This window comes from Streptomyces glaucescens (assembly GCF_000761215.1).
Lineage (GTDB): Bacteria > Actinomycetota > Actinomycetes > Streptomycetales > Streptomycetaceae > Streptomyces > Streptomyces glaucescens_B.
Window position 1 is genome coordinate 4,034,068 of the sequence record NZ_CP009438.1, and the last position, 20,833, is coordinate 4,054,900.

Consider the following 20,833-nt stretch of genomic DNA (forward strand, 5'->3'; position numbering starts at 1 on the left):
AAGTGGACCCCCCACTCGGATGTCACACGAAGGGCTTCATGTGATCTTGGCCAGATATACCTGGTGAGTGAGGGGTCCGAGAAGGGCTGTTACGCGGCTGTTTCCCCGCCGAAGCGCTCCTTGTACGCGGCCAGGTCGTCATCCGTCAGCTTGGCGAACAGGACCGGCGGGACGGTGAAGGGCGTGCCGGCCGGGACCGAGGCCAGCGCCTTCGCCTCCTCCTGGGCGACCCAGGTGGCGGTGTCGCCGGTGAGGGAGAAGGCCTGGCGCATCGCCGCGGAGGTGGCCGGGATGAAGGGCTCGGAGACCACCGCGTACAGGTGGATGAGGTTCATCGCCGTGCGCAGGGTGAGCGCCGCGCCGTCCTTGTTCGTCTTGATCTCCAGCCAGGGGGCCTTCTCCTCCAGGTAGGAGTTGCCCGCGGACCACAGGGCGCGCAGCGCGGCGGCGGCCTTGCGGAACTGGAGGGCCTCCATCTGCTGCTCGTACTCGGCGAGCAGCCGGGCGATCTCCTCGCCGAGGCGCGCCTCCGCCTCGCCGGGCTCGCCGCCCGCCGGGACCTCCTCGCCGAAGCGCTTCCTGGAGAAGGACAGGACGCGGTTGACGAAGTTGCCGAGGGTGTCGGCGAGGTCCTTGTTCACCGTGGCGGTGAAGTGCTCCCAGGTGAACGAGGAGTCGTCGGACTCGGGGGCGTTGGCGATCAGGAAGTAGCGCCAGTAGTCGGCCGGGAGGATGTCCAGCGCCTGGTCGGTGAAGACGCCGCGCTTCTGCGAGGTGGAGAACTTCCCGCCGTAGTACGTCAGCCAGTTGAAGGCCTTGACGTAGTCGACCATCTTCCACGGCTCGCGCACGCCGAGCTCGGTCGCCGGGAACATCACCGTGTGGAACGGGACGTTGTCCTTCGCCATGAACTCGGTGTAGCGGACGGGGTTCTCACCGGAGTCCGCCTCGTACCACCACGACTTCCAGTCCCGGTTCTCCGGGTCCTGGTCCGCCCACTCCTTCGTCGCGCCGATGTACTCGATCGGGGCGTCGAACCAGACGTAGAAGACCTTGCCCTCCGCCGCCAGCTCCGGCCAGGTGTCCGCCGGGACCGGGACACCCCAGTCCAGGTCACGGGTGATGGCGCGGTCGTGCAGGCCCTCGTTCAGCCACTTGCGGGCGATGGAGGAGGCGAGCTGCGGCCAGTCGTCCTCGTGGCGGGCCACCCAGGCCTCGACCTCGTGCTGGAGCTTGGACTGGAGGAGGAAGAGGTGCTTGGTCTCGCGGACCTCCAGGTCCGTGGAGCCGGAGATCGCGGAGCGGGGGTTCAGCAGGTCGGTGGGGTCGAGGACCCGGGTGCAGTTCTCGCACTGGTCGCCGCGCGCCTTGTCGTAGCCGCAGTGCGGGCAGGTGCCCTCGACGTAGCGGTCGGGGAGGAAGCGGCCGTCGGCGGGCGAGTACACCTGGCGGATCGCCCGCTCCTCGATGAAGCCGTTCTCGTTCAGCTTGCGGGCGAAGTGCTGGGTGATCTCGACGTTCTGCTTGCTGGAGCTGCGGCCGAAGTAATCGAACGCGAGTGCGAAACCGTCGTAGACGGCCTTCTGGGCGTCATGGGCCTGCGCGCAGAACTCCGCCACCGGCAGGCCCTGCTCCTTGGCCGCCAGCTCCGCCGGGGTGCCGTGCTCGTCCGTCGCGCAGATGTACAGGACGTCGTGGCCGCGCTGGCGGAGGTACCGGGAGTACACGTCCGCCGGGAGCATGGACCCCACCATGTTGCCCAGGTGCTTGATCCCGTTGATGTACGGAAGGGCGCTGGTGATGAGGTGTCGAGCCATGGCTTGGCTGCTCCCGGGTCGGTTGTTTTGCGAACCTTGAAATCGTAGCCGAGACGGGTGGGCCGCCCGCTTCCCGTTCTGAGGGGTGGGAAGGGGCGGCCCGTCCGTTCAGTCACTCCCTACGGGCGCCAGTTCGCCAGGACGCCCTCGTACAGCTCGGTGTCCGTCAGCTCGCGCGGGGTCGGGCCCGCGTGGAAGAAGGACGTGTTGTCGCCCTTCAGCTTGCGGAGGTAGTCGAACGCCTTGTTGTCATGCTCGCCGAAGGCGACGAAGGCGAAGTGGACGTGGGGGTGGGTCTCCGCGGCCGAGGCCAGCGCCTGGGTGGCCGGGGTCTTCGCGTCCGGGGCCCCGTCCGTCTGGAAGACCACCAGGGCCGGGGTGCCCGGGGCGGCCGTCCTGTCGTGGTGCGCGAGGACCTCCTCCACGGCCACGTGGTAACTGGTACGGCCCATGCGGCCGAGCGTGGCGTGCAGCTCGTCGATCTTGTTCTCGTGGTCGGCGAGGGTCAGCTCGCCGGTGCCGTCCAGCTCCGTGGAGAAGAACGTCACGTGGACCGTGGCCTCGGGGTCGAGGTGCGCCGCGAGGGCGAGGGTCTGCTCGGCGAGGGCCTGGGCGGAGCCGTCCTTGTAGTACGGGCGCATGGACGCGGAGCGGTCCAGGACCAGGTAGAGCCTGGCCCGGGTGCCGGTGAGGCCGGCTTTTCTCAAGGTGGTGGTCGCGGCCTTGTAGGCCGTGGTGAGGCCGGGGGCGCGGGACTTCACCCGGGTGAGGGGGATCGCGGGGGCGGGCTTGGCCTCGGCGTCCGCGTTGCCGCGGGGGGTGTCGGCGGCTGAGGGTGCGGCCTCGGCGTCCGCGCTGCCGCGGGCTGAGGGTGCGGCCTCGGCTTCGCCTTCGACCGGGGTGTTCCCACCCGCACCACCCGTGCCGCTTTCGTCGTCGGGTGCGGGTGGCCCCTGTGGGGGTTCCTCGCCGTCGGCGGCCGCGGGCTCCGGGGTGGCGGCCACCTCCGGCTCCGGCTCGGGCTCGGCCTCTGCCTCCGGCTGCGCCTCGGCCTTCGCCGTGGGCGTCGCTTCAGGTTCGGGGGTCGGCTCGGGCTCGGGCTCGGAGGCGGTGTCGGTTTCCGCCTCTGCCTTCGGCTCCGTCTCCGTCTCCGGTTCCGATGCAGTCTGCTCCACCGGCTCGGGCTCGGGCTCGGGCTCGGACTCCGTTGCCTGGGCCGGCTCCGGGTCGGGCTTCGCCTCCTGCTCGGGGGCGGGCTCCGGCTCGGGGGCGGGCTTCGCCTCCGGCTCCTGCTCGCGGTCCGGCTCGGGCTTCGCCTCCGGCTTCGGTTCCGGGTCGGGGGCCTGCTCGGTCGGACGCTCGGTCTCTGGACGCGGCTCGGCCTTCGCCTGCGGCTCTTCCTCGGGGGACGGGGCTTCGGGGGCGCCGGCCTGGGTGGGGACCGTGACCTTGTCGAAGGCCGCGGTGACCAGGTCGTGTTCGTCGGGCGTGGCGGGGCGGGGGGACGGGACGGTGTCCTGGGCCGGGGGCTCCGTCCGTTCCGGCGTGGCGGGGCGGCTGGACGGGGCGGGTTCCTGGGGTTCCGTCCCGGTCTGCTGGGGGGCGGCATCCTCCGGGTCGGTCTGGCGTGACTTCCGGGACCTGCCGAACGCGTTCCGCAGGAGAGAGAGAATGCCCATGTGCGCAACCCTTCGAAGTGAGTTGTAGCCCGTCGATCCCTGGCCAGGACGGACACGTAAGGTTAGCGGGCCCCGCGGCGGAGCCGGTGAACGTGTCAAGCGCCCTTTGAGGCAGAGAGCCCGGACACAGGTGGCTACCCCGGGTTCACTCCTCGTTCACACGCCGGCCCCGCTCCCGCACACACGTGCTCCTAGCGTCCGTGGCGCTGACAAACATGGGGAAGCCAGGGGAGAAGAATCAACGTGCGTCGCATCACGCTGCCCGTCATCCGGACCTCGTCCGACTCGCATCCCGGCGGACGTTCCGCCCTGACCTGCCGTTTCCGGTGTGGTGACGCCTGCTTCCACGAGGTGCCGAACACCACCGCCAACCCGTACGTCGGCGACGTCATCGCCACCGCGCTGAGCCGCCGTTCCGTGATGCGCGCCGCCGCCGTGGTGACCGCGACCGCCGCCGTGGGCGCCGCCGGTGCCGCCGCCTCCCCGGAGGCGAGCGCGGCCACCCGCCGCAAGCCCTCCGCCGGCAAGGGCGCCCGTGGGCTGCGGTTCAGCCCCGTGGCGCCCAACACGAACGACGCCGTCACCGTGCCCGAGGGATATGGCCAGAATGTGGTCATCCGTTGGGGTGAGCCCATTCTGCGCGGTGCGCCCGCCTTCGACCCGGAGAAGCAGACGGCGAAGGCGCAGTCCGGGCAGTTCGGCTACAACAACGACTTCCTCGCGCTGCTGCCGCTGCCGGGCGAGCGCGGCCGGCAGATCCTCGTCGCGAATCACGAGTACACCGACGAGGTGCTCATGTTCCGCGGGTACGACCCCGAGAACCCGACCCGTGAGCAGGTGGAGATCGCCTGGGCCGCGCACGGGCTGTCGGCCGTCGTCGTGGAGGGGGAGCGGCGGACCGGCAAGCTCGTCGCCGTGCCGCGGCACCCGCTGAACCGGCGTGTCACCGCCACCACCGAGTTCCGGCTGACCGGGCCGGCGGCCGGGTCGGACCTGCTGAGGACGTCCGCCGACCCGTCGGGCACCAAGGTGCTCGGCACGCTCAACAACTGCTCCGGCGGCACCACCCCGTGGGGCACGACGCTGCACGGCGAGGAGAACTTCAACCAGTACTTCGCCAACGCGAGCAGGGCCACCGACAAGCGGTACGGGCTCGGCAGCGGTGCCACCGAGCGGAAGTGGGAGCGTTTCGACAAGCGGTTCGACGTGGCGCAAGAGCCCAACGAGCCGCACCGGTTCGGTTACGTCGTCGAGCTGGACCCGTACGACCCGGACTCCACGCCCCGCAAGCACACCGCGCTCGGCCGGTTCAAGCACGAGGGCGCGACCGTGCGGCTGACCGAGGACGGGCGGCCCGTCGTGTACTCGGGCGACGACGAGCGGTTCGACTACTTCTACAAGTTCGTCGGCAGCAAGCGGATGCGGAAGGGGTCGGGCCGGGCGGTGCGCGAGCACAACCTGTCGCTGCTCGACGAGGGGACGCTGTACGTCGCCCGGCTCACCGGTGACTCGCCGTCGATCGAGATCGACGGCACCGGCAGGCTGCCGGCCGACGGGGAGTTCGACGGCAGCGGCGAGTGGATCCCGCTGGCGACGGCCACCGCCGACGGCGCCGTCTCGCACGTCGAGGGCATGACCGCGGAGGAGGTGTTCGTCTTCACGCGCCTCGCCGGCGACAAGGTCGGCGCGACGAAGATGGACCGGCCCGAGGACATCGAGCCCAACCCGCACACCGGCAAGGTGTACGTGGCCCTCACCAACAACAGCAACCGGGGCAGGACCGGGTACGCCGGCGCCGACGAGGCGAACCCGCGCAACCTCAACAAGCACGGGCAGGTCCTGGAGCTGACCGAGCGCTGGAACCGCGCCGACAGCCGGACGTTCGCCTGGTCGCTGTTCCTGGTCGCCGGTGACCCGAACGACCCCGCCACCTACTTCGCCGGGTTCCCGAAGGACCAGGTCAGCCCGATCTCCTGCCCGGACAACGTGGCGTTCGACCCGCACGGCAACCTGTGGATCTCCACGGACGGCAACCAGCTCGGCTCGCACGACGGGCTCTTCGGCGTGGCCACCCGCGGGGAGCGGCGCGGTGAGCTGAAGCAGTTCGCGACGATGCCGAACGGTGCGGAGACCTGCGGCCCGGTGATCCAGGACCGGCGCGTGCTGGTGGCCGTCCAGCACCCGGGCGAGGTCGACGGGGCGAGCGTGGACAAGCCCGCGTCCACGTGGCCCGACGGTCCCGGGCGGATCGTCCGGCCGGCCGTGGTCGCCGTGTGGCGTGAGGACGGCTGCGACATCGGGGTCTGACCGGCCCGTCCCGGAAGTGCCGGGGGTCACCGCGCCCGCCGCGCCCGCCGCACCGGCGGGCACGGCGCGTTCAGTGCGGTGACGCGATCGCCCGGGCCGCCGCCACCTCCTGGCGCAGCGGCTCCAGCACGCTGCCCGGCGGCCCGGTGAGGTCGGTGCGCACGGCGATGAGGGTGTCCGCCTCGCGGACACCCTCCGCCAGTTCCCGCAGTTGCAGGACGACCTGGGAGACCTCCGCCGTGGACGGCGGGGCCGCGCCCTGCTTCACCCGGACCCGGGCCGCGGTCGTCGCGTCGACGATGCGTTCCACGGCGACGACCAGCGGCCACCAGGCCGCCGCGCGGCGGCCGGTCGGCGGGGGCTCGGTCAGGGCGCGCTGGAACTCGGTGCGGATGACCGACAGGTCCCGGTAGAGGCGGCGGCGCATCCGGGCGCGAGCCGCGGTGTCCGTGCCCTGCGCGCCGCCCCCGAAGGCGCACTCCACGTAGCGGGCGGTGTCGGCGACCGCGTCCGCGAGGCGGTCGCCGACCCGGGTGTGCCAGCTCTCCGGCCACAGCAGATAGCCGGCGACGAGCGCGATGGCGCAGCCGGCGAGGGAGTCGACCAGGCGGGGCAGCAGCAGGGCGGTGCCCTCGCGGTTGAGGACGTCGGAGAGCAGCAGGATCACGGGGGTGATGGCGGCCGTCTGGTGGCCGTAGCCCCGTGGGGTGAGGGCGGGGATCAGCGGGGCGAGGAGGAACAGGACCGCGACGTCCCACCAGCCGCGCGGTACCTGGGACAGGACGGCCGCCGCGACGACCAGGCCCGCGACGGTGCCGAGGGCACGCAGCAGGGCGCGGGAGAACACCGAGCCGAAGTCGGGCTTGAGGACGAAGGTGATGGTGAGGGCGACCCAGTAGGAGCGCGGGACGGGGACGATGGAGACCAGGACCTGGGCGAGGCCGATGCACAGGGCGAGGCGCAGGCCGTAGCGCCAGGAGGCGGCCGACAGCAGGACGTTGCGGGTGGCGAGGGCCGCGCGGGTGCGCAGGGCGCCGGGGTGGCCGAGGCGGTCGAGGATGCCGGTGGGGTCGACGTCCGGCTCGCTGACGACGTCGGCGGCGTGCCGCAGTGCCTGGTCCACGGCGCGGCCGGTCTCGGTCAGCGGCAGGGGCAGGCGCAGCCCTATCGGGCCGGAGTAGCCGGTGTCGACGGCATCCGCGAGGTGCCGGACGGCCTGCGGGATCTCGGGCGGCAGCGCGCGGCCGGCGAGGTGGGCGGCGGGGGCGGCCTCGATGACCGGGATGACCGCGTTGAGCTGGGCGAGCAGTCGGGTGAGGTCCCGGCTGCGGCTGTGGTAGCGGGAGCGGCGGGCGAGGACGACGTCGTACGACTGGTTGAGCGCCTGGGTGGCGGCGTGCCGGGCCGTGTCGTAGGTCTCGGTGTCCGCGCCGCACGCGTCGAGCAGACCGGCGACGGCCCGGTAGGCCCCGGCGACGGCCGTGCGTTCGGGTACGCCGGAGCGCAGCGGCCAGGACAGCAGGGCCAGGACGAGGACGAGCAGTCCGCCGCCGGTCATCAGCAGCGGGGCGAGCCACCAGTCGCCGGGCATGGGCAGGCCGGCGCCGACGACGGCGTTCAGCAGCAGGAGCAGGCCGGAGACGGAGGAGACCGCGCCGATGGTGGAGATCATCCCGGAGACGAGGGCGATGCCGGTGAGGACGGCGACCGCGATCCAGCCGTGGCCGAAGGCGAGGGAGCCGAGGGTGACGCCGACCGCGCCGAGCAGTTGCGGGACGGCGATGTTGAGGATGCGCAGCCGGTAGGCGTCGGCGGTGTCGCCGATGACGCCGGAGAGGGCGCCCATGGCGGCGAGCGCGCCGTACTCGGGGCGGCCGGCGGCGAGTCCGACGGCGAGCGGGAGGGACAGGGCGACGGCGGCCCGGGCGACGGCGGCCCGGTTGACGGGCGCCTGCTGGGATCGAAGGTTCCGGACCAGCCAGTCGGGAGGGGTGAGGCCGATGGGGAACTCTCGCGACATGCGCCCATTATGGGCGCCTTGCCCGAAGCGCCGGGGCGGGGCCGGGACCGACGCGCGCGCCCCCGGCGAACGGCCGCCCGGCGCCCGGGCCGCGGACCCCGGCGCGACGCGCGCACGGCCCGGCCCGGCGCGCGCACGGCCCGGCGCCGGCGCGCGCGGACCCGTGCCGGACCCGGCGGCGCGGGGACGATCCGAGCGGCGTTCCCCGCCCGTCACCCCCTAGCCGGGGACGCGGGCCAGGAAGGCGGCCAGCGCCGCGTCGAACTCCCGTGGGCGTTCCAGGTTGGGCATGTGGGCGGCGCCCGCGACGACGTGCAGGGTGGAGTCGGGGAGGAGGGCGTGCAGGGTCTCGGCGACCGCGACGGGGGTGTACTCGTCGTCCTCGCCGACCACCACCAGCGCCGGGACGGTGACGCGGGCCAGCAGGGGGCGGTAGTCGGGGCGTTCGGCGCGTCCGCGCAGGGCCGCGGCGGCACCCTCGGGCGGGGCGGCGGTCATCATGCGGTGGACGTGGGCCTGGACGTCCGGGTCGGCGTGGGCGGCGACCATCTTGTGCAGGACCTCGTCGGCGTAGCCGCGCATGCCCTCGCGCAGCAGCCGGTCGGCCATGGCGTTGCGGGCGCGCCGGCCCTCGGGGGTCTCGGGTTCGGCGAAGGTGTCGGCGAGGACGAGTCCGCGGACGCGGTCGCCGAAGCGGGCGTAGCACTCCATGGCGATCTGACCGCCCATGGACAGCCCGGCGAGGACCACGGACTCCAGTCCCAGCGCGTCGAGCAGGGCCTCCAGGTCGGCGGCGAAGGCGGCGAGCGGGGTGGTGCCGGGCACCACCGGGGAGGCGCCGTAGCCGCGCAGGTCGGGGGCGACGACCCGGCGGTGCGGGGCGAACGCCTCGATCTGCGGGGCCCACATGGTGCGGTCGAAGGGGTGGCCGTGGACGAGCAGCAGCGGGACGCCGGTTCCGGTGCCCTTGTCCTCGTACGCGAGGGAGACGGTCATGGAGCCGACCGTACGGCGCCCCAACTCGTCCGTGCAATAAAATCTTTGCGCTCGGTGCAATGCCAACGAGGGGGCCGCTGTGGACGATTACCTCCGTCTCGCCGACCGGATCGCGGCCGACATCGCCTCCGGCCGCCTCAGGCCCGGCCAGCGGCTGCTCCCGCAGCGGACGTTCGCACGGCGGCGCGGCATCGCCGCCTCCACGGCCGGACGGGTCTACGGCGAACTGGTGCGGCGCGGACTGGTCGTCGGCGAGGTCGGCCGGGGCACCTTCGTGCGGGCCGCCCCGCCCGCGCCCGGCGACGGCCGCGCCCTCACCGAACCGCCGCACCCCGGCACGGCCGCGCCCGCGCTCGTCAACCTGGAGCTGAACTACCCCACGGCCGCCGGCCAGTCCGCCCTGCTCACCCCCGCCCTCACCGCCCTCCTCGGCGACCCCGCCGCCCTCACCGCCACCCTCGGCCCGGCCGCCGCGACCGGCACCCCCGAGGCCCGCGCCGCCGCCGCCCGGCTGCTCGCCGCCCCCGGCTGGCGCCCCGCCCCCGCCCAGGTGCTCTTCACCGGCAACGCCCGCCAGTCCATCGCCGCCGCGCTGGCCTCCCTGGTCCGCCCCGGCGGCCGCGTCGGTGTCGAGCCACTGACGTATCCACTGGTGAAGGAGATCGCGGCGCGCCTCGGCGTCACTCTGGTCCCGCTGGCCGCCGACGACGACGGGCCGCTCCCGGAGTCCGTGGCCGCCGCCCACCGCACGGCCCCGCTCTCCGCCCTCTACCTCCAGCCGACCCTGCACAACCCGACGTCCCTCACCACCCCCGGGCCGCGCCGGGAGGCCCTCGCCCGGACCGTCACGGCCCTCGGCGTGCCGGTCGTCGAGGACCGCATCTGGTCCTTCCTGCGCCCCGGACCACCGCTGGCCGCCCTCGCCCCCGGCCTCACCCACGTCGTCGACGGCCTGTCCAAGCGGGTCGCGCCGGGGCTCACCGTGGGCCTCCTGGCCGTACCCGGGGAGCGGGTGCCCGCCGTGGCCGCCGCGATCCGCTCCGGCGGGTGGAGCGCGGGCGGGTTCGCGCTGGCGGCGGCCGTGCGGTGGATCGAGGACGGCACGGTGGACCGGCTGGTGGCCGCCAAGCGCGCCGAGGCGGCGCGCCGTCAGCGGCTGCTCGCCACCCGGCTGCGGGGTTTCGCCGTACGGTCCGACCCGTACGCCTGCTACGCCTGGTGGGAGCTGCCCGCTCCGTGGCGCGCCGACACCTTCACCGCGACCGCCGCCGCCCACGGCATCGCCGTCACCCCGGGCCCGTCCTTCGCCGTCGACCCCGCCCGCACCCCGGACGCGGTCCGCCTCGGCCTCGCCTCGGCGCCGGAACCGGAGCTGGAACGGGCCCTGCGCACCCTGGCGGAACTGGCCCACCGGGGACCCTGACCGGCCCCCTCCGTTAGGCCCGGGTCCCGGTCGCCTCCGGCGCTCCGCCGGGACCGGCCGGCGCGCGGGCGGGGCCGGGGCGCGCGCCGCGGCCGTGACGGCCGGTCAGCCAGGTGGCGACGGCCGCGGTGAGACCGAGCGCCAGCAGCAGCCAGGACGTGGTGCGCAGGGTGGCGGTCAGCGCGTCGTAGACGGCCGCGGCGGCCGGGCGGTGCAGGCCGGCGGGGAGGCCGCTGAGGGTCAGGTGCCGCCCCACGGCGATCGCCAGGGCGAGCAGCGCCCCGCCGAGCGCGGTGCCCAGCGCGGTCGCGGTGACCGCGCGGCGGCGGCAGGCGGCGACCGCGATGCCGGTGGCGGCGAGGGCGACGGCGGCCGACGGGAGCCAGAATCCGGTCACTTCGAGCACGGCGTATCCCTTGCGCAGGCGGTCCGCCTCCGGGGCGGGCAGTACGGCGACCCGGGTGTGCGGCACCGGGACGCGGTGCGCGAACGGGACGTTGCCGGCGGCGAGCCGGCGTTTGACCTCGGCGGCGACGGGGGCGACGTCGACGGTGACGGGCCGCCCCGCGGTGCCCTGCCGCGCGGCGTGCAGCAGGGCGGTGTGGGTGACCCGGTTCGCGGTGTCCCAGCCGGCGCGGAAGGCGTCGGTACGGGTGAAGGAGCGGGCCGCGTCCCGCACGAACGGGCCCGCCGCCCTCCGCAGCCGCGGCTCCAGCCGGCCGGTCAGCTCCGTGCCGACGGTGTCCGCGAAGGCGTCCCGCACGGCGGGGTCGCCGGCCAGCGGGGCCATGGCGCGCACGTACCGTCCGGTGTCCGTGAGGCCGTACGCCGCCCAGGCCGCCAGCGCGCCGCACGGCAGCAGCAGGCAGGCCAGCGCGATCAGCGCGGCCGACAGGCCGTCACGGACGCGGGGCGGCGTACGGGGGGACAGGCGGGGGGACACGCTTCCAGGCAACGGCGCGGCCGGGTACGGCGCGAGGCGGGGGCCGCCGTACGGGTGGGACCCCCGTGGACCCGCCTCGCGCCCACCGCCCGGAGCTGCGGGTTCCGTGCTCCGGTGGAGCGTTCACCCGAACGGGTGTTTCCTGGAGTGGGGAACGGCGCCGCGCCGGCGCTTCCGGACCTCGTCGGGCGACCGGGGACCGCTGCCCGTCGTCCGGTGAGTGGAGGGATGAGGGAGACGCGCGGGCCCCGGCCCGTACGGCCGCGGCCCGCGCGCCCTCGTGCGGCCGGGGCCTTTCGTTCGGATCATCCCGGCGTCGCGGGGGCCCGGCACGCACAGCCGCCGCGTGGTCGTCACTCGCCGAAGCCCCGTGCAGCCGCACGTACCGGAGCCCGCCCGGCTCGGCCGGAAGGCGCCGCACCGCACAGCCGGCCTGATCCGAACGACGGGCGCTAGCCGGCCGTACGGCCGCCGGTGGCGCCGTCGTCGAGGGCGCGGCCGCCGGTGGCCCGGCCGTCGGCACCGGGTTCGCCGAGCACACGGTCACCGAAGCCGGGATCGCCGGGCATCCGGTCGCCCCGGGGGCGGTCGGCGGAGACGCGGTCGTCGGGCGCACGGCCCTCGGCGTCCTCCCGTGTGTAGTAGTGGTAGAAGAGCATCACGAACACGCCCGCCGCGACCGGCAGCGACCTGCCGACGGCGCCGAGCACGGTGCCGCTGGGCGCCTGGACGTACAGGAAGCCGACCGCGCTGCCCACGAACGCCGCCCACATCAGGGCGTGCAGCTCCCGCCGGGACCGCCGGCCCAGCTCGCGCAGAGCCAGGTACAGCGCGACGAACACCAGCGCCGTGACGAACCCGAACAGCAGGTTCCAGCCGGTGACGGGCCCGCCGTTGCGGCGGATGGCCGCCCCCCAGTAGCCGTACACCAGACCGGCCGTGACCGGCCACGCCCAGCTCGCGACGCGATGGGCGCGCGCCGAGAAGACGTCGGGTGTGCGGGTGTCCCGGGTGCCGACGCGGGTCCTGCGGTGGACCGGTGCCGCATGAGCCATGGGAGATCTCCTCTCTCCTCGCCCCGTCTTCCAGGGCACACCGGGCCACCGGCCCCGGCAAGTCGGCCGGTCGCACGCCAGTTCGCGCCGGGTCCGGACGGGACCGGATGCGGGACGCCCGGCCGCGTGTTTCGCTGGGGCCCATGGAGTCCGTGACCGCGCGCGACGGCCGAGGCGGCGGCCGGCGCCTGCGTGAGCGGTACCCGCAGGCCGCGCGCCGGGCGGTGCCGTACCGGCAGCAGGTGCTGCGGGTGCGCGGGCGCAGTGTCGCCTGGGTGCCGCCGCTGGTGCTGCTGGCGGTGATCGCGCTGGCCGACGTGAACACCGGGGCGGACTTCCGGATCGTCTCCTGGATCGTGCTGGTGCCCGGCATCGCCGCCGCCATCTGCGGGGTGTGGGGCACGGCCGTGTTCGCCGTGCTGTCCGTCGTGACGTACGTCGCCGTGGACAGCCTGTGGCCGGACGCCTACCAGGCCGGGCTGCCCGACTTCATCCTCGTCACCGTGGGCGGCGTCCTCGCCACGCTCGCCTGCGTGGTGCGGGTGCGCGGCCAGGAGCGGGTCCTGCGCATGCAGAACACCGCCGACACCATCCGCGCCACCGTGCTGCGCCCGCTGCCCCCCGGCTGGGGCGGCCTGGAGCACGCGGCCGTCTACCTGCCCGCCGACGTCGAGGCCCGGGTCGGCGGCGACTTCTACGACATCCAGCCCGGCCCGCACGGCACCCGGGTCCTCCTCGGTGACGTGCAGGGCAAGGGCCTGGGCGCGGTGGAGATGGCGGCGGCGCTGCTCGGCACCTTCCGCGAGGCGGGGTACCACGAGCCGGAGCTCAGGACGGTCGCCGAGCGGCTGGAGACCCGGGTGCGCCGGCACCGGCAGCACATCGCCGACATGGGCCGGGGCGGCCAGGACACCGACCGGTTCGCGACGGCGGTGCTGCTCGGCTTCCCGCCGGACACCCCCGACGCGGTGGACCTGGTGAGCTTCGGCCATGAACCGCCGCTCGTCGCGGGCCCGTGCGGGGTGCGCGTCCTGCCGCCCGGCGACGGCCTGCCCCTCGGCCTCGGCGAACTGATGACCGCGGGTGCCGCCCCGCCCGCCCCGCCCGCCGTGCGCCGCTTCCCGCTCGCCGCCGGCGAGACCCTGCTGCTCACCACCGACGGCGTCACCGAGGCCCGGGACGGCGCCGGCGCGTTCTACCCGCTGGCCACGGCGGTGACCCGTGCGCTCGCCGCCGACCCCGCCGCGGCCGTGCCCCGCCGGCTGGTGGCGCTGGTCCGGGACGGGGTGCTGCGCCACAGCCGGGGCCGCCTGGAGGACGACACGACGATGTTCGCGGTGCGGCGCGGCGACGGCGGCGGGCTTTGAGAGCGGCCCGCGCGGCCCCCGGCCACCGGTTACGGTGCTTTGCGTACGTGATCGACAGTGCGCGTACGGAAACGACAGGGGGACCGATGCCCGGAACCGTGCTGATGCTCGCCGCCGCGCCCGTGGGCCGGGGCAGGCTGGTGGACGCCGCGGCCGTACTCCCGGTGCTCGCGGCCGTCGACCCCGCCGTGCTGTCCGGCACCGACACCGCGAACGTCGTCGAACTCGCCGACCCCGTGGAACCCCAGGCCGTCCTCACCCGGCTGCGCGCCGCGTCCACCGCCCCCGGCCCGCTCACCGTGTACGTCACCGGCCAGCTCCAGCTCGACCGACGCCAGCGGCTGCCCCACCTGGCGCTGGCCCGCACCACGCCGGCCACGGTCCGCTACACGGCCTTCCCCTGGCACTGGTTCCGCGAGGAGCTGCGCCTGCGCGCCCCCGGCACCACCACCCTCTTCGCCGACCTGCACGCCGACGCCGACACCTGGGAGCTGCTGCGCACCGCCCCCCTCGACACCGGCCGCGCCACCGCCGTCTACGGCCGGATCGCGCCCCCGCCGGGCCGGCGCGGCACCCCCGCCGCGCCCGCCTACATGAAGGCGCTCGCGACCATACTGCGCAGCGGCCACCGGCCCCCGCTCGGCCGGCTGCACGAACTGGCCCTGGCCCGCACCGAGGACACGGCCGGCCACCTCGTCCTCGCGGCGGCACCCCCCTCGGCACCGGACGACCCGCACGCGGTGATCACCGCCGCCGTCCGGGCGGGCCGCCACAGCCACGCCGACGCCCTCGCCGCCCAGTGGGAGCAGGCCGCCGTACGCGACCACGGGCCAGGCTCCGAGGAGGCGCTGCACTGGGCGGAGGTCCGCGCCGACCTGGCCATGTTCGCCGGGGACCCGGCCCGCAGCTGCCGCACCTGGCTGGCGGTCGCCGCGGCCCGGCTGGCCGCCGGACAACCCGCCGACGCGCCCGCCGTCGAAGCGGCCGCCGACCGGGCCCACCACCAGTGGAGCGAGATCACCGCACCGGCCGCCGCCCGCGAACTGGGCACCGCCCTGGCCGCACTGCGCGCGCGGGTGCCGGGCCGCCGGGCGGGGGCCCTGGACCACGTCCGGCGGCGGCTGCGGCGACTGGAGCTGCAGCAGGCCCAGGCACAGGCCCAGGTCTGAGGGGTTCCGGCCGGAGCCTCGTCCTCGCGGCCGGCCCGGAGCCGGTCCCGGCGCGTTCAGAGCGGGGGCCGGGCGGGTGCCGGGCCGAGGGTGGTGGTGCCGGGGGCGGTGCGGTGGCCGAGTCCGGTGCGGTAGGCGTCGAGGGCGGCCTCGACCCGGCCGGTGCGGCGCAGCAGGTCCCCCAGGAGGCGGCACAGGTCGGCCAGGTCACCGGCGGCGCCCGCGCGTTCCAGCAGGCTGAGGGCGCGGACGTAGTGCTCCTCGGCGGTCTCGGTGTCGCGGGCGGCCTCGGCGATCCGGCCGAGGAGGCGGTGGGCGGCGGCGGCGTGCACGGCGCCGCGTTCGGAGGACAGGTCGCCGAGGACGCCGTGCAGGAGGGCGGCGGCCTCGTCGGACCTGCCGCGGCGGTGGAGGACGTCGGCGAGTTCCACGGCGACCTGGCTGCTGTAGAGGGCGGCGCGCTGGGCGGAGAGCATGCCCTGCGCGGAGCGCAGTTCGGCCTCGGCGCGCTCCAGGTCGCCGTGCTGGGCGTAGACGTAGCCGCGCATCCAGTGGCAGTTGGCGAGTTCGGTGCGGATCTGGAGCTGGCGGTACATCTCGGCTGCCTTGGCGAGCGAGGCGTCCGCCTCGGCGACCCGGCCCTCGGCGAGCAGGGTCCGGGCGACCGAGCGGTGCATCCGGGCGACGAGGGCCGGGTCGGCGGCCCGCGGGGCGAGCGCGAGGGCGAACTCGGCGGCCTGGGCGGCGCGCGCGTGGGCGCCCATGTCCATGTACGGGCCGATCACGGTGGCGTAGAGCAGGAGCAGGGCGTCGGGGTCGTGGAGGCCGCCGCGGTTCAGTTCGTCGAGGGTGGATTCGAGGAGGTAGACGGCGTAGCGCAGCTCCCCGGCGAGATAGTGGGCGACGGCCCGGCCGCGCAGGGCGGGGACACGGGCGGGCAGCGGGGCGTCGGCGAGGGTCCGCTCGGCGCGCTCGAAGCGTTCGCGGGCGGTGGTGAGGTCACCGCTGTCGAGGGCGCACTCGCCGAGTCCGAGCAGGGCGCTGTACTCGGCGTCGGGCAGGCCGTGGCTCTCGGCCTCGGTGAGGAGCCCGGCGTACTGGCGGGCGGCCTCCTCGGTGGCGCCGGAGGCCAGCACGCGCTGTGCCTCGGTGAGGCGGAGCCGCAGGCCGGTGGCGAGGTGGGCGGGGCGGCCGGTGGCCAGTTCGTCGAAGGCGACGCCGAGGCGGCCGGCGAGGTGGCGCAGGGCGTCGTCGGAGGGGCGGACGCGGCCGGACTCCAGGGTGGAGATGTAGGCGGGGGTGTAGACGGGTTCCGCCAGCTGCCGCTGGGTGAGACCGCGTTCCCGCCGCAGCCGCTGCACCCTGAGCCCGATGGTCGCCGGGTCGTCGCGCTTCGCCATGCGCTCATGATGCCAGCGCCAACTGGCGGACACGGTCTTCCCGTTGAACTCCGCAACCCCTAGGTTGGAGAGGCTAACCTCAGAAGTTAAACCCGCTTAACTTGCCGCTGTTCCGTCACCGCCGCTGCCCGTTGCGAGGTCGCCGTGCCCGGACACCCCCTTCCCCACCCCGGCCGTCCCGCCACCCGCTGTGCCCGGGCGGTCGCCGCCGCCCTCCTCGCCGTGACCGCCCTCGTCGCCGCCGCCAACACGGGCCCGGCCCAGGCCACGGAACCGCCCTGCGACCCGGGCGTGCAACGGGCGGACGACACTCCCTAGCCCCGCAACGAGCCCTCCGGACGCGTGGAGCCGGACGGCGGCGTGAGGCGGTCGCGCGCATCTCGCGCAGGCGCCGGCGGAACGCCTGCCCGGTCATGAGCCCGGCGCGGCTCCGGCAACCCCCGCGCGGCGTGGAACGGCCGTTTCGGGAGACCCCCCTCGGGTAGTCGGTCGTTCTTCCCCTGTGGTTCCACCGGTCCAGGAGGGAGTGACCGTGCGGCCCGGGAGCGAGCGGGACGGAGCGTGGGCCGCCGACGTGATCGCGGAATCGGTGCGCGGCGTCGGCCCCGGGGAGCTGCCGCGCCGGCTGTGCCAGGTCGCGACGCGGGTACTGCCGGTGTGCTCCGCCGGTATCTCGCTGTCCGGCACGGGCCTGCCGGTGCCGCTGGGCGCCGGGGACGACCGCGCCGCCGAGCTGCTGGAGATCCAGGCCAGCCTGGGGGAGGGCCCCGGCCTGGAGGCCGCCCGGACCGGGGGCCCCGTGCTCGTCGCCGACCTGGACGCGGCGGCGGACGCCGCGCGCTGGCCGGTCTTCGCCCAGCAGGCGACCGCGGCCGGGATCCGGGCCGTGTTCACACTGCCCCTGGGGGACAGGGCGGGATGCGTCGGCACCCTCGACCTGTACCGGGACGCCCCCGGCGCCCTCACCGCCCGTGAGCTGCACATCGCCCACCTCGTCGCCAAGGTGGTGACCCTCGCGCTGGTGTACCTGCCGTGCGGCGACGAGGACGGCACCCGGCCGGGCGGCACCTGGCTGACCGAGCTGGCCCACGGTCACGACCAGGTCTTCCAGGCGGTCGGCATGATCATGGCCCGGCTGCGGGTGGGCTCGGACGAGGCGCTGGCCCGGCTGCGCGCCCGGGCCTTCGCGCACGGCCGTACGGTCCTGGACCTGGCGCACGACGTGGTCGCCCAGCGGGAGGCGTTCGACGGGGAGTAGGGCGTGTCTCGTGGGTCCCGCCGGGCCCGGCGCCGCTCAGACCAGCACCCGGCCCTGCTTGCGCACCGCCGCCAGCCGTTCCGCGCCCAGCCGCACCGCCGCGGCCGTGACCTCCGGGCGGACATCGCCCAGGCCGCCGTTGGTCAGCGTGAACGCGTCCCGGCCGACGCGGACGACCGCTACGTCCACGGTCAGCGAGACCGGCTCGCCCCGGTACTCGATCGTCGAGGTGACCCGCAGCCCCTGCCGGGCGTCCCCCTCCTCGGGCAGCTCCGCCCCGGCCACCTCGACCCGCTGGGCCGTGCCGTTGGCGCTGGTCGCGGCGAACGTCGCGCACCTGCCGGGCAGGGTCCGCAGCCAGCCCAGCGTGCGGTCGACGGCCGCCGGGCGCTGCGTGGTGATCTGGTGGCGCAGCTGCGCCCGGTGGTACGTGTCGTCCAGGCCGACCACCGCCCGCGCGGGCGCGCCGAGCAGCTCGTCGGCGTACAGCGCGTCGAGCAGCCGCTGGCAGTCCGGCGCCGTGCCGCGCGCCACGCGCACCTTCAGGAAGGCGTCCCGCCAGGGGGCCGCGCCCTGCGTCGGCGCCCAGGGCTCGCCCAGGTCCGCCCAGGTGATCAGGGCGGACTGCGCCTGGGCGGCGGTCAGGGCGGCCGGGGCGGCCGGAGCGGGCGAGCGGGACACGCCGGCGGCGGACGGGGAGGACGGCGGGGCGGTGGGCCGTTCCGGGTCCACCTCGATGGCGGAGCAGGCGGCGGCGCCGAGCAGGACGGCGGTGGCGAGGGCGGCGGGAGCGGCGCGGCGGGTGGTGCGGCGGGGGCGGATCGTCGTAGGGGCCATCGCAGGGGACTCCACGGGGACTTGGGGGCGTCGGGGGGGGCTTGCCGGGCACGGTGGTACGTCCACGGCACCATCACCCCCGGCCCGCCACCAGCGCTCCGGGCCGTCCGGGTGATCGACTCCGCCGCCGGGGAAAACCGCTGGCACGCCCCGTCCGCCCGCCGCCGGCGTGACGGTCATGCCGCGCGCCCATGTGTCCCGCACGACGACGCCGGAGAGTGTCCCGGCGCGCTGACTGCTGAGCAGATGTCCGAAGCCCCGGGGCGAGCGCCCCGGGGCGAGCGCCCCGGGGCTTTCGAACTGCTGCGGCGGGTGCGGGAGCGGGCCGCCGCACGCGGTGCCGGGCTGGGGGAAGCGGCATAGGGTCGTCACCGACGGAAGGAGCCCCGCGTGGCCGGTCAGCGCATCCCCGTGATCATCGACTGCGACACCGGCGTCGACGACGCCCTGGCCCTGCTGTTCGCCGTCCGGCACCCGGGGCTCGACCTGCGCGCCGTCACCTGCGTCGGCGGGAACACCGACGTGGACGGCGTCGTCCGCAACACCCTGACGGTGCTGGAACACGCGGGCGCACCGAACGTGCCGGTCGCGCGGGGCGCCGAACGGCCCCTCGTCGAACCGCCGCGCTCGGCCCGCCACGTGCACGGCGAGGACGGCATGGGCGACCTCGGGCTGCCCGCCCCCACCAGGACCGCCGCCGACGTGGACGCGGTCACCCTGCTGCGCGGCGAGATCCTCGCCTCCCCCCGCCCGGTGACCCTGGTCCCCACCGCGCCCCTCACCAACATCGCCCTCCTGCTGCGCACGCACCCGGAGGTCACCCGCAACATCGAGCGGATCGTGTTCATGGGCGGCGCGGTGGCCTGCGGGAACGCCACACCGGTCGCCGAGTTCAACGTCTGGCACGATCCGGAGGCGGCGGCCGTCCTGCTGACCGCCGGGGTGCCGCTCACCATGTACGGCCTGGACGTCTTCCAGCGGGTCGTCGTGCCCGGCCCGGAGATCGAGCGGCTGCGGGCGAGCCGGGAGCCCGGCACCCGGCTCGCGGGCGAGCTGCTCGCCCACCGCCCGGGCCGCCCCGACGGGGACGGCGAGGACTGGTCGGGCGGCGTCGGCGACGCGGGCGCGGTGTGCGCGGTCGTCGACCCGGAGGGCATCACCACCCGCCCGCTCCCGGTCGAGGTCTCCCTCGCCCCCGGCCCGACCCGCGGCCAGACCGTCGTCGACCGCCGCCCCCGCCCCGGCGAGGCCGAGATCCACGGCGAGGGCCGCGCCCCAAACCTGGTGGACGTGGCCCTGGACGTGGACGTGGAGCGCTACGTGAAGCTGTACCTGGAGACGGTCACCGCCGGCTGAGGGCACCCGGGGCCGGCGGGACCCCCGGGGGTCCCGCCGGCCGGGGGTGCGGCGCGGCCGTCAGGAACGTGCCGTCCGCTTCCTGCGCGTCACCACGACGATGCCCGCGCCCACGGCGAGCAGCGCGGCCGCGCCGCCCGCGATCAGGCCGGTGCTGCTGTCGGCGCCGGTCTGCGCGAGGTCCTCGCCGCCGCCGTTCGGGGTGGCGGCCGGGGCCGCCGGGGCGGTGGCCGCCGGGGTCTGGCCCGGGGTGTCCTCGGCCGGGGCCGCCGGCTCGGACGGGGCGGCCGGCTCGGACGGCGACGGGACCGGGGCCGAGGTGGCCGGGGCGGGCGCGGAGGTGGACGGGGCCGGGGACTGCGTGCAGTCCTTCGTGCCGCCGTTCCAGGCCGCGATCAGCTTGTCCTTGATGACCGGGCGGTCCGGGCCCTTGGGCAGCTCGCCGTGCTCGAAGCCGTCGTCCGCGTCGAGGTCGCCGTCGTATCTGACCGCGCCCCGGTAGAGGTCGACCTGCGCGAAGCAGCCGGCGTCGGGGACCGCGATGTCGAGGGTGCCGGTGGCGCCCTGCTCCACCGTCACCGTGTCGAAGTCGACGAAGACCTGCTCGCCGGAGGTCTCGAAGCTCGGCCCGTGGGCGAGGTAGGAGGCGAGCGAGGCGGTGCAGGTGGCCGCGTCGGCGGCGGCGCGGACCGTGATGTGCACCTTGCCGTCACCGGTCGGCCGCAGGTTCTGGTCGTCGACCTGGACGGAGTCGTGGAAGTCCGTCCCGTCGAGGGAGAACTGGCAGCGGTCGGTGGCGGTCTCCGTGCCGGCGCCCGTGCCGGGCCGGTACTGGCCGCCGGACTTCCAGCCTTCGCCGCCGGGCGTGCCGGTCGCCCAGGCGCCGGATGCGGAGGCGGCGCACAGGGCGAGTGCCGCGGCGCCCGTCCCCAGCAGGCGTCGCGCGGTGACACGTCTCGCTATGGACATGTGGTTCCCATCTTGCGTTCGCACGGGTGCGGGAGGCTGTGGATGTGACAGCCCCTCAAGTGGTCGGGAGGAACGCCGGTCGCACTGGTCACGTGCGTCGCAGCGTGAGCACATGGTCGGGCCCGGCGAGATGGCTGTCAATTCCCCTGACAATTCCTCCGGCGCGGTGCCCCCGGGGTGCCCCGGGTGCAGGGAATGTTCGGTTTTCGGGCGATCTGGACAGTCATCTTCCTGACA

16 protein-coding genes are annotated in these 20,833 nt (G+C 75.4%); 7 read left to right on the forward strand and 9 right to left on the reverse strand.

The annotated features are described in order from the left end of the window. Window positions 1–89: 89 nt before the first annotated feature. On the reverse strand, window positions 90–1,817 hold the full coding sequence (gene metG, locus SGLAU_RS17495; RefSeq protein WP_043502608.1) for a methionine--tRNA ligase: 1,728 nt from the start codon (window positions 1,815–1,817) through the stop codon (window positions 90–92). 119 nt (window positions 1,818–1,936) lie between these two features. Further along, complete coding sequence (locus SGLAU_RS17500) at window positions 1,937–3,496, reverse strand: VWA domain-containing protein (protein ID WP_043502610.1); 1,560 nt, start codon at window positions 3,494–3,496, stop codon at window positions 1,937–1,939. A 243-nt stretch (window positions 3,497–3,739) separates the two neighbouring features. Between SGLAU_RS17500 and SGLAU_RS17505 the strand changes: the two genes are divergently transcribed. Then, entirely contained in the window at window positions 3,740–5,803 is a 2,064-nt protein-coding gene (locus tag SGLAU_RS17505) for a PhoX family protein (protein WP_208868919.1), read from the forward strand. 70 nt (window positions 5,804–5,873) lie between these two features. Here the strand turns inward: SGLAU_RS17505 and SGLAU_RS17510 are convergent, their stop codons facing one another. After that, the gene (locus SGLAU_RS17510) at window positions 5,874–7,823 is read right to left on the reverse strand and encodes an FUSC family protein (RefSeq protein WP_043502613.1); all 1,950 of its coding nucleotides are present in this window, start codon (window positions 7,821–7,823) and stop codon (window positions 5,874–5,876) included. A 219-nt stretch (window positions 7,824–8,042) separates the two neighbouring features. Continuing rightward, window positions 8,043–8,819: an alpha/beta fold hydrolase gene (locus SGLAU_RS17515; protein ID WP_043502615.1), complete on the reverse strand. Its 777-nt coding sequence runs from the start codon at window positions 8,817–8,819 to the stop codon at window positions 8,043–8,045. A 79-nt stretch (window positions 8,820–8,898) separates the two neighbouring features. On the opposite strand from SGLAU_RS17515, the gene SGLAU_RS17520 reads away from it, so the two are divergent. Beyond that, complete coding sequence (locus SGLAU_RS17520; protein WP_043502617.1) at window positions 8,899–10,242, forward strand: PLP-dependent aminotransferase family protein; 1,344 nt, start codon at window positions 8,899–8,901, stop codon at window positions 10,240–10,242. A gap of 13 nt (window positions 10,243–10,255) precedes the next feature. Here the strand turns inward: SGLAU_RS17520 and SGLAU_RS17525 are convergent, their stop codons facing one another. Both SGLAU_RS17525 and SGLAU_RS17530 read right to left on the reverse strand, forming a co-directional pair. After that, window positions 10,256–11,185 carry a hypothetical protein gene (locus SGLAU_RS17525; protein ID WP_208868920.1) on the reverse strand — a complete coding sequence of 310 codons (930 nt, stop codon included), beginning with the start codon at window positions 11,183–11,185 and terminating at the stop codon, window positions 10,256–10,258. A 452-nt stretch (window positions 11,186–11,637) separates the two neighbouring features. Beyond that, window positions 11,638–12,240: a hypothetical protein gene (locus SGLAU_RS17530; RefSeq protein WP_063838878.1), complete on the reverse strand. Its 603-nt coding sequence runs from the start codon at window positions 12,238–12,240 to the stop codon at window positions 11,638–11,640. Between the two features lie 143 nt (window positions 12,241–12,383). Here SGLAU_RS17530 and SGLAU_RS17535 point away from each other — a divergent pair, with 143 nt between their 5' ends. Further along, entirely contained in the window at window positions 12,384–13,607 is a 1,224-nt protein-coding gene (locus tag SGLAU_RS17535) for a PP2C family protein-serine/threonine phosphatase (protein WP_244315227.1), read from the forward strand. An 86-nt stretch (window positions 13,608–13,693) separates the two neighbouring features. Continuing rightward, complete coding sequence (locus SGLAU_RS17540) at window positions 13,694–14,776, forward strand: hypothetical protein (RefSeq protein ID WP_043502620.1); 1,083 nt, start codon at window positions 13,694–13,696, stop codon at window positions 14,774–14,776. A gap of 56 nt (window positions 14,777–14,832) precedes the next feature. Here SGLAU_RS17540 and SGLAU_RS17545 read toward each other — a convergent pair whose 3' ends face one another. Then, window positions 14,833–16,176 carry a helix-turn-helix domain-containing protein gene (locus SGLAU_RS17545; protein WP_043502622.1) on the reverse strand — a complete coding sequence of 448 codons (1,344 nt, stop codon included), beginning with the start codon at window positions 16,174–16,176 and terminating at the stop codon, window positions 14,833–14,835. A 144-nt stretch (window positions 16,177–16,320) separates the two neighbouring features. Here SGLAU_RS17545 and SGLAU_RS35670 point away from each other — a divergent pair, with 144 nt between their 5' ends. Next, entirely contained in the window at window positions 16,321–16,494 is a 174-nt protein-coding gene (locus tag SGLAU_RS35670; RefSeq protein WP_167551854.1) for a hypothetical protein, read from the forward strand. Window positions 16,495–16,708: 214 nt separating this feature from the next. Next, on the forward strand, window positions 16,709–17,434 hold the full coding sequence (locus tag SGLAU_RS17550; protein ID WP_043506729.1) for a GAF and ANTAR domain-containing protein: 726 nt from the start codon (window positions 16,709–16,711) through the stop codon (window positions 17,432–17,434). Between the two features lie 36 nt (window positions 17,435–17,470). On the opposite strand, the gene SGLAU_RS17555 is transcribed toward SGLAU_RS17550, so the two are convergent. After that, entirely contained in the window at window positions 17,471–18,271 is an 801-nt protein-coding gene (locus SGLAU_RS17555; RefSeq protein ID WP_052413801.1) for a hypothetical protein, read from the reverse strand. Window positions 18,272–18,661: 390 nt separating this feature from the next. Between SGLAU_RS17555 and SGLAU_RS17560 the strand changes: the two genes are divergently transcribed. Beyond that, on the forward strand, window positions 18,662–19,627 hold the full coding sequence (locus tag SGLAU_RS17560; RefSeq protein WP_043502624.1) for a nucleoside hydrolase: 966 nt from the start codon (window positions 18,662–18,664) through the stop codon (window positions 19,625–19,627). Between the two features lie 60 nt (window positions 19,628–19,687). Here the strand turns inward: SGLAU_RS17560 and SGLAU_RS17565 are convergent, their stop codons facing one another. Next, entirely contained in the window at window positions 19,688–20,596 is a 909-nt protein-coding gene (locus tag SGLAU_RS17565; protein ID WP_043502627.1) for an LAETG motif-containing sortase-dependent surface protein, read from the reverse strand. Window positions 20,597–20,833 lie beyond the last annotated feature (237 nt).

Bases quoted from the DNA above. Each gene is read 5' to 3' on its own strand.
- metG (WP_043502608.1), bottom strand. From the start codon at position 1,817: ATGGCTCGACACCTCATCACCAGCGCCCTTCCGTACATCAACGGGATC.
- SGLAU_RS17500 (WP_043502610.1), bottom strand. From the start codon at position 3,496: ATGGGCATTCTCTCTCTCCTGCGGAACGCGTTCGGCAGGTCCCGGAAG.
- SGLAU_RS17510 (WP_043502613.1), bottom strand. From the start codon at position 7,823: ATGTCGCGAGAGTTCCCCATCGGCCTCACCCCTCCCGACTGGCTGGTC.
- SGLAU_RS17515 (WP_043502615.1), bottom strand. From the start codon at position 8,819: ATGACCGTCTCCCTCGCGTACGAGGACAAGGGCACCGGAACCGGCGTC.
- SGLAU_RS17530 (WP_063838878.1), bottom strand. From the start codon at position 12,240: ATGGCTCATGCGGCACCGGTCCACCGCAGGACCCGCGTCGGCACCCGG.
- SGLAU_RS17535 (WP_244315227.1), top strand. From the start codon at position 12,384: ATGGAGTCCGTGACCGCGCGCGACGGCCGAGGCGGCGGCCGGCGCCTG.
- SGLAU_RS17540 (WP_043502620.1), top strand. From the start codon at position 13,694: ATGCCCGGAACCGTGCTGATGCTCGCCGCCGCGCCCGTGGGCCGGGGC.
- SGLAU_RS17545 (WP_043502622.1), bottom strand. From the start codon at position 16,176: ATGGCGAAGCGCGACGACCCGGCGACCATCGGGCTCAGGGTGCAGCGG.
- SGLAU_RS17555 (WP_052413801.1), bottom strand. From the start codon at position 18,271: ATGGCCCCTACGACGATCCGCCCCCGCCGCACCACCCGCCGCGCCGCT.
- SGLAU_RS17565 (WP_043502627.1), bottom strand. From the start codon at position 20,596: ATGTCCATAGCGAGACGTGTCACCGCGCGACGCCTGCTGGGGACGGGC.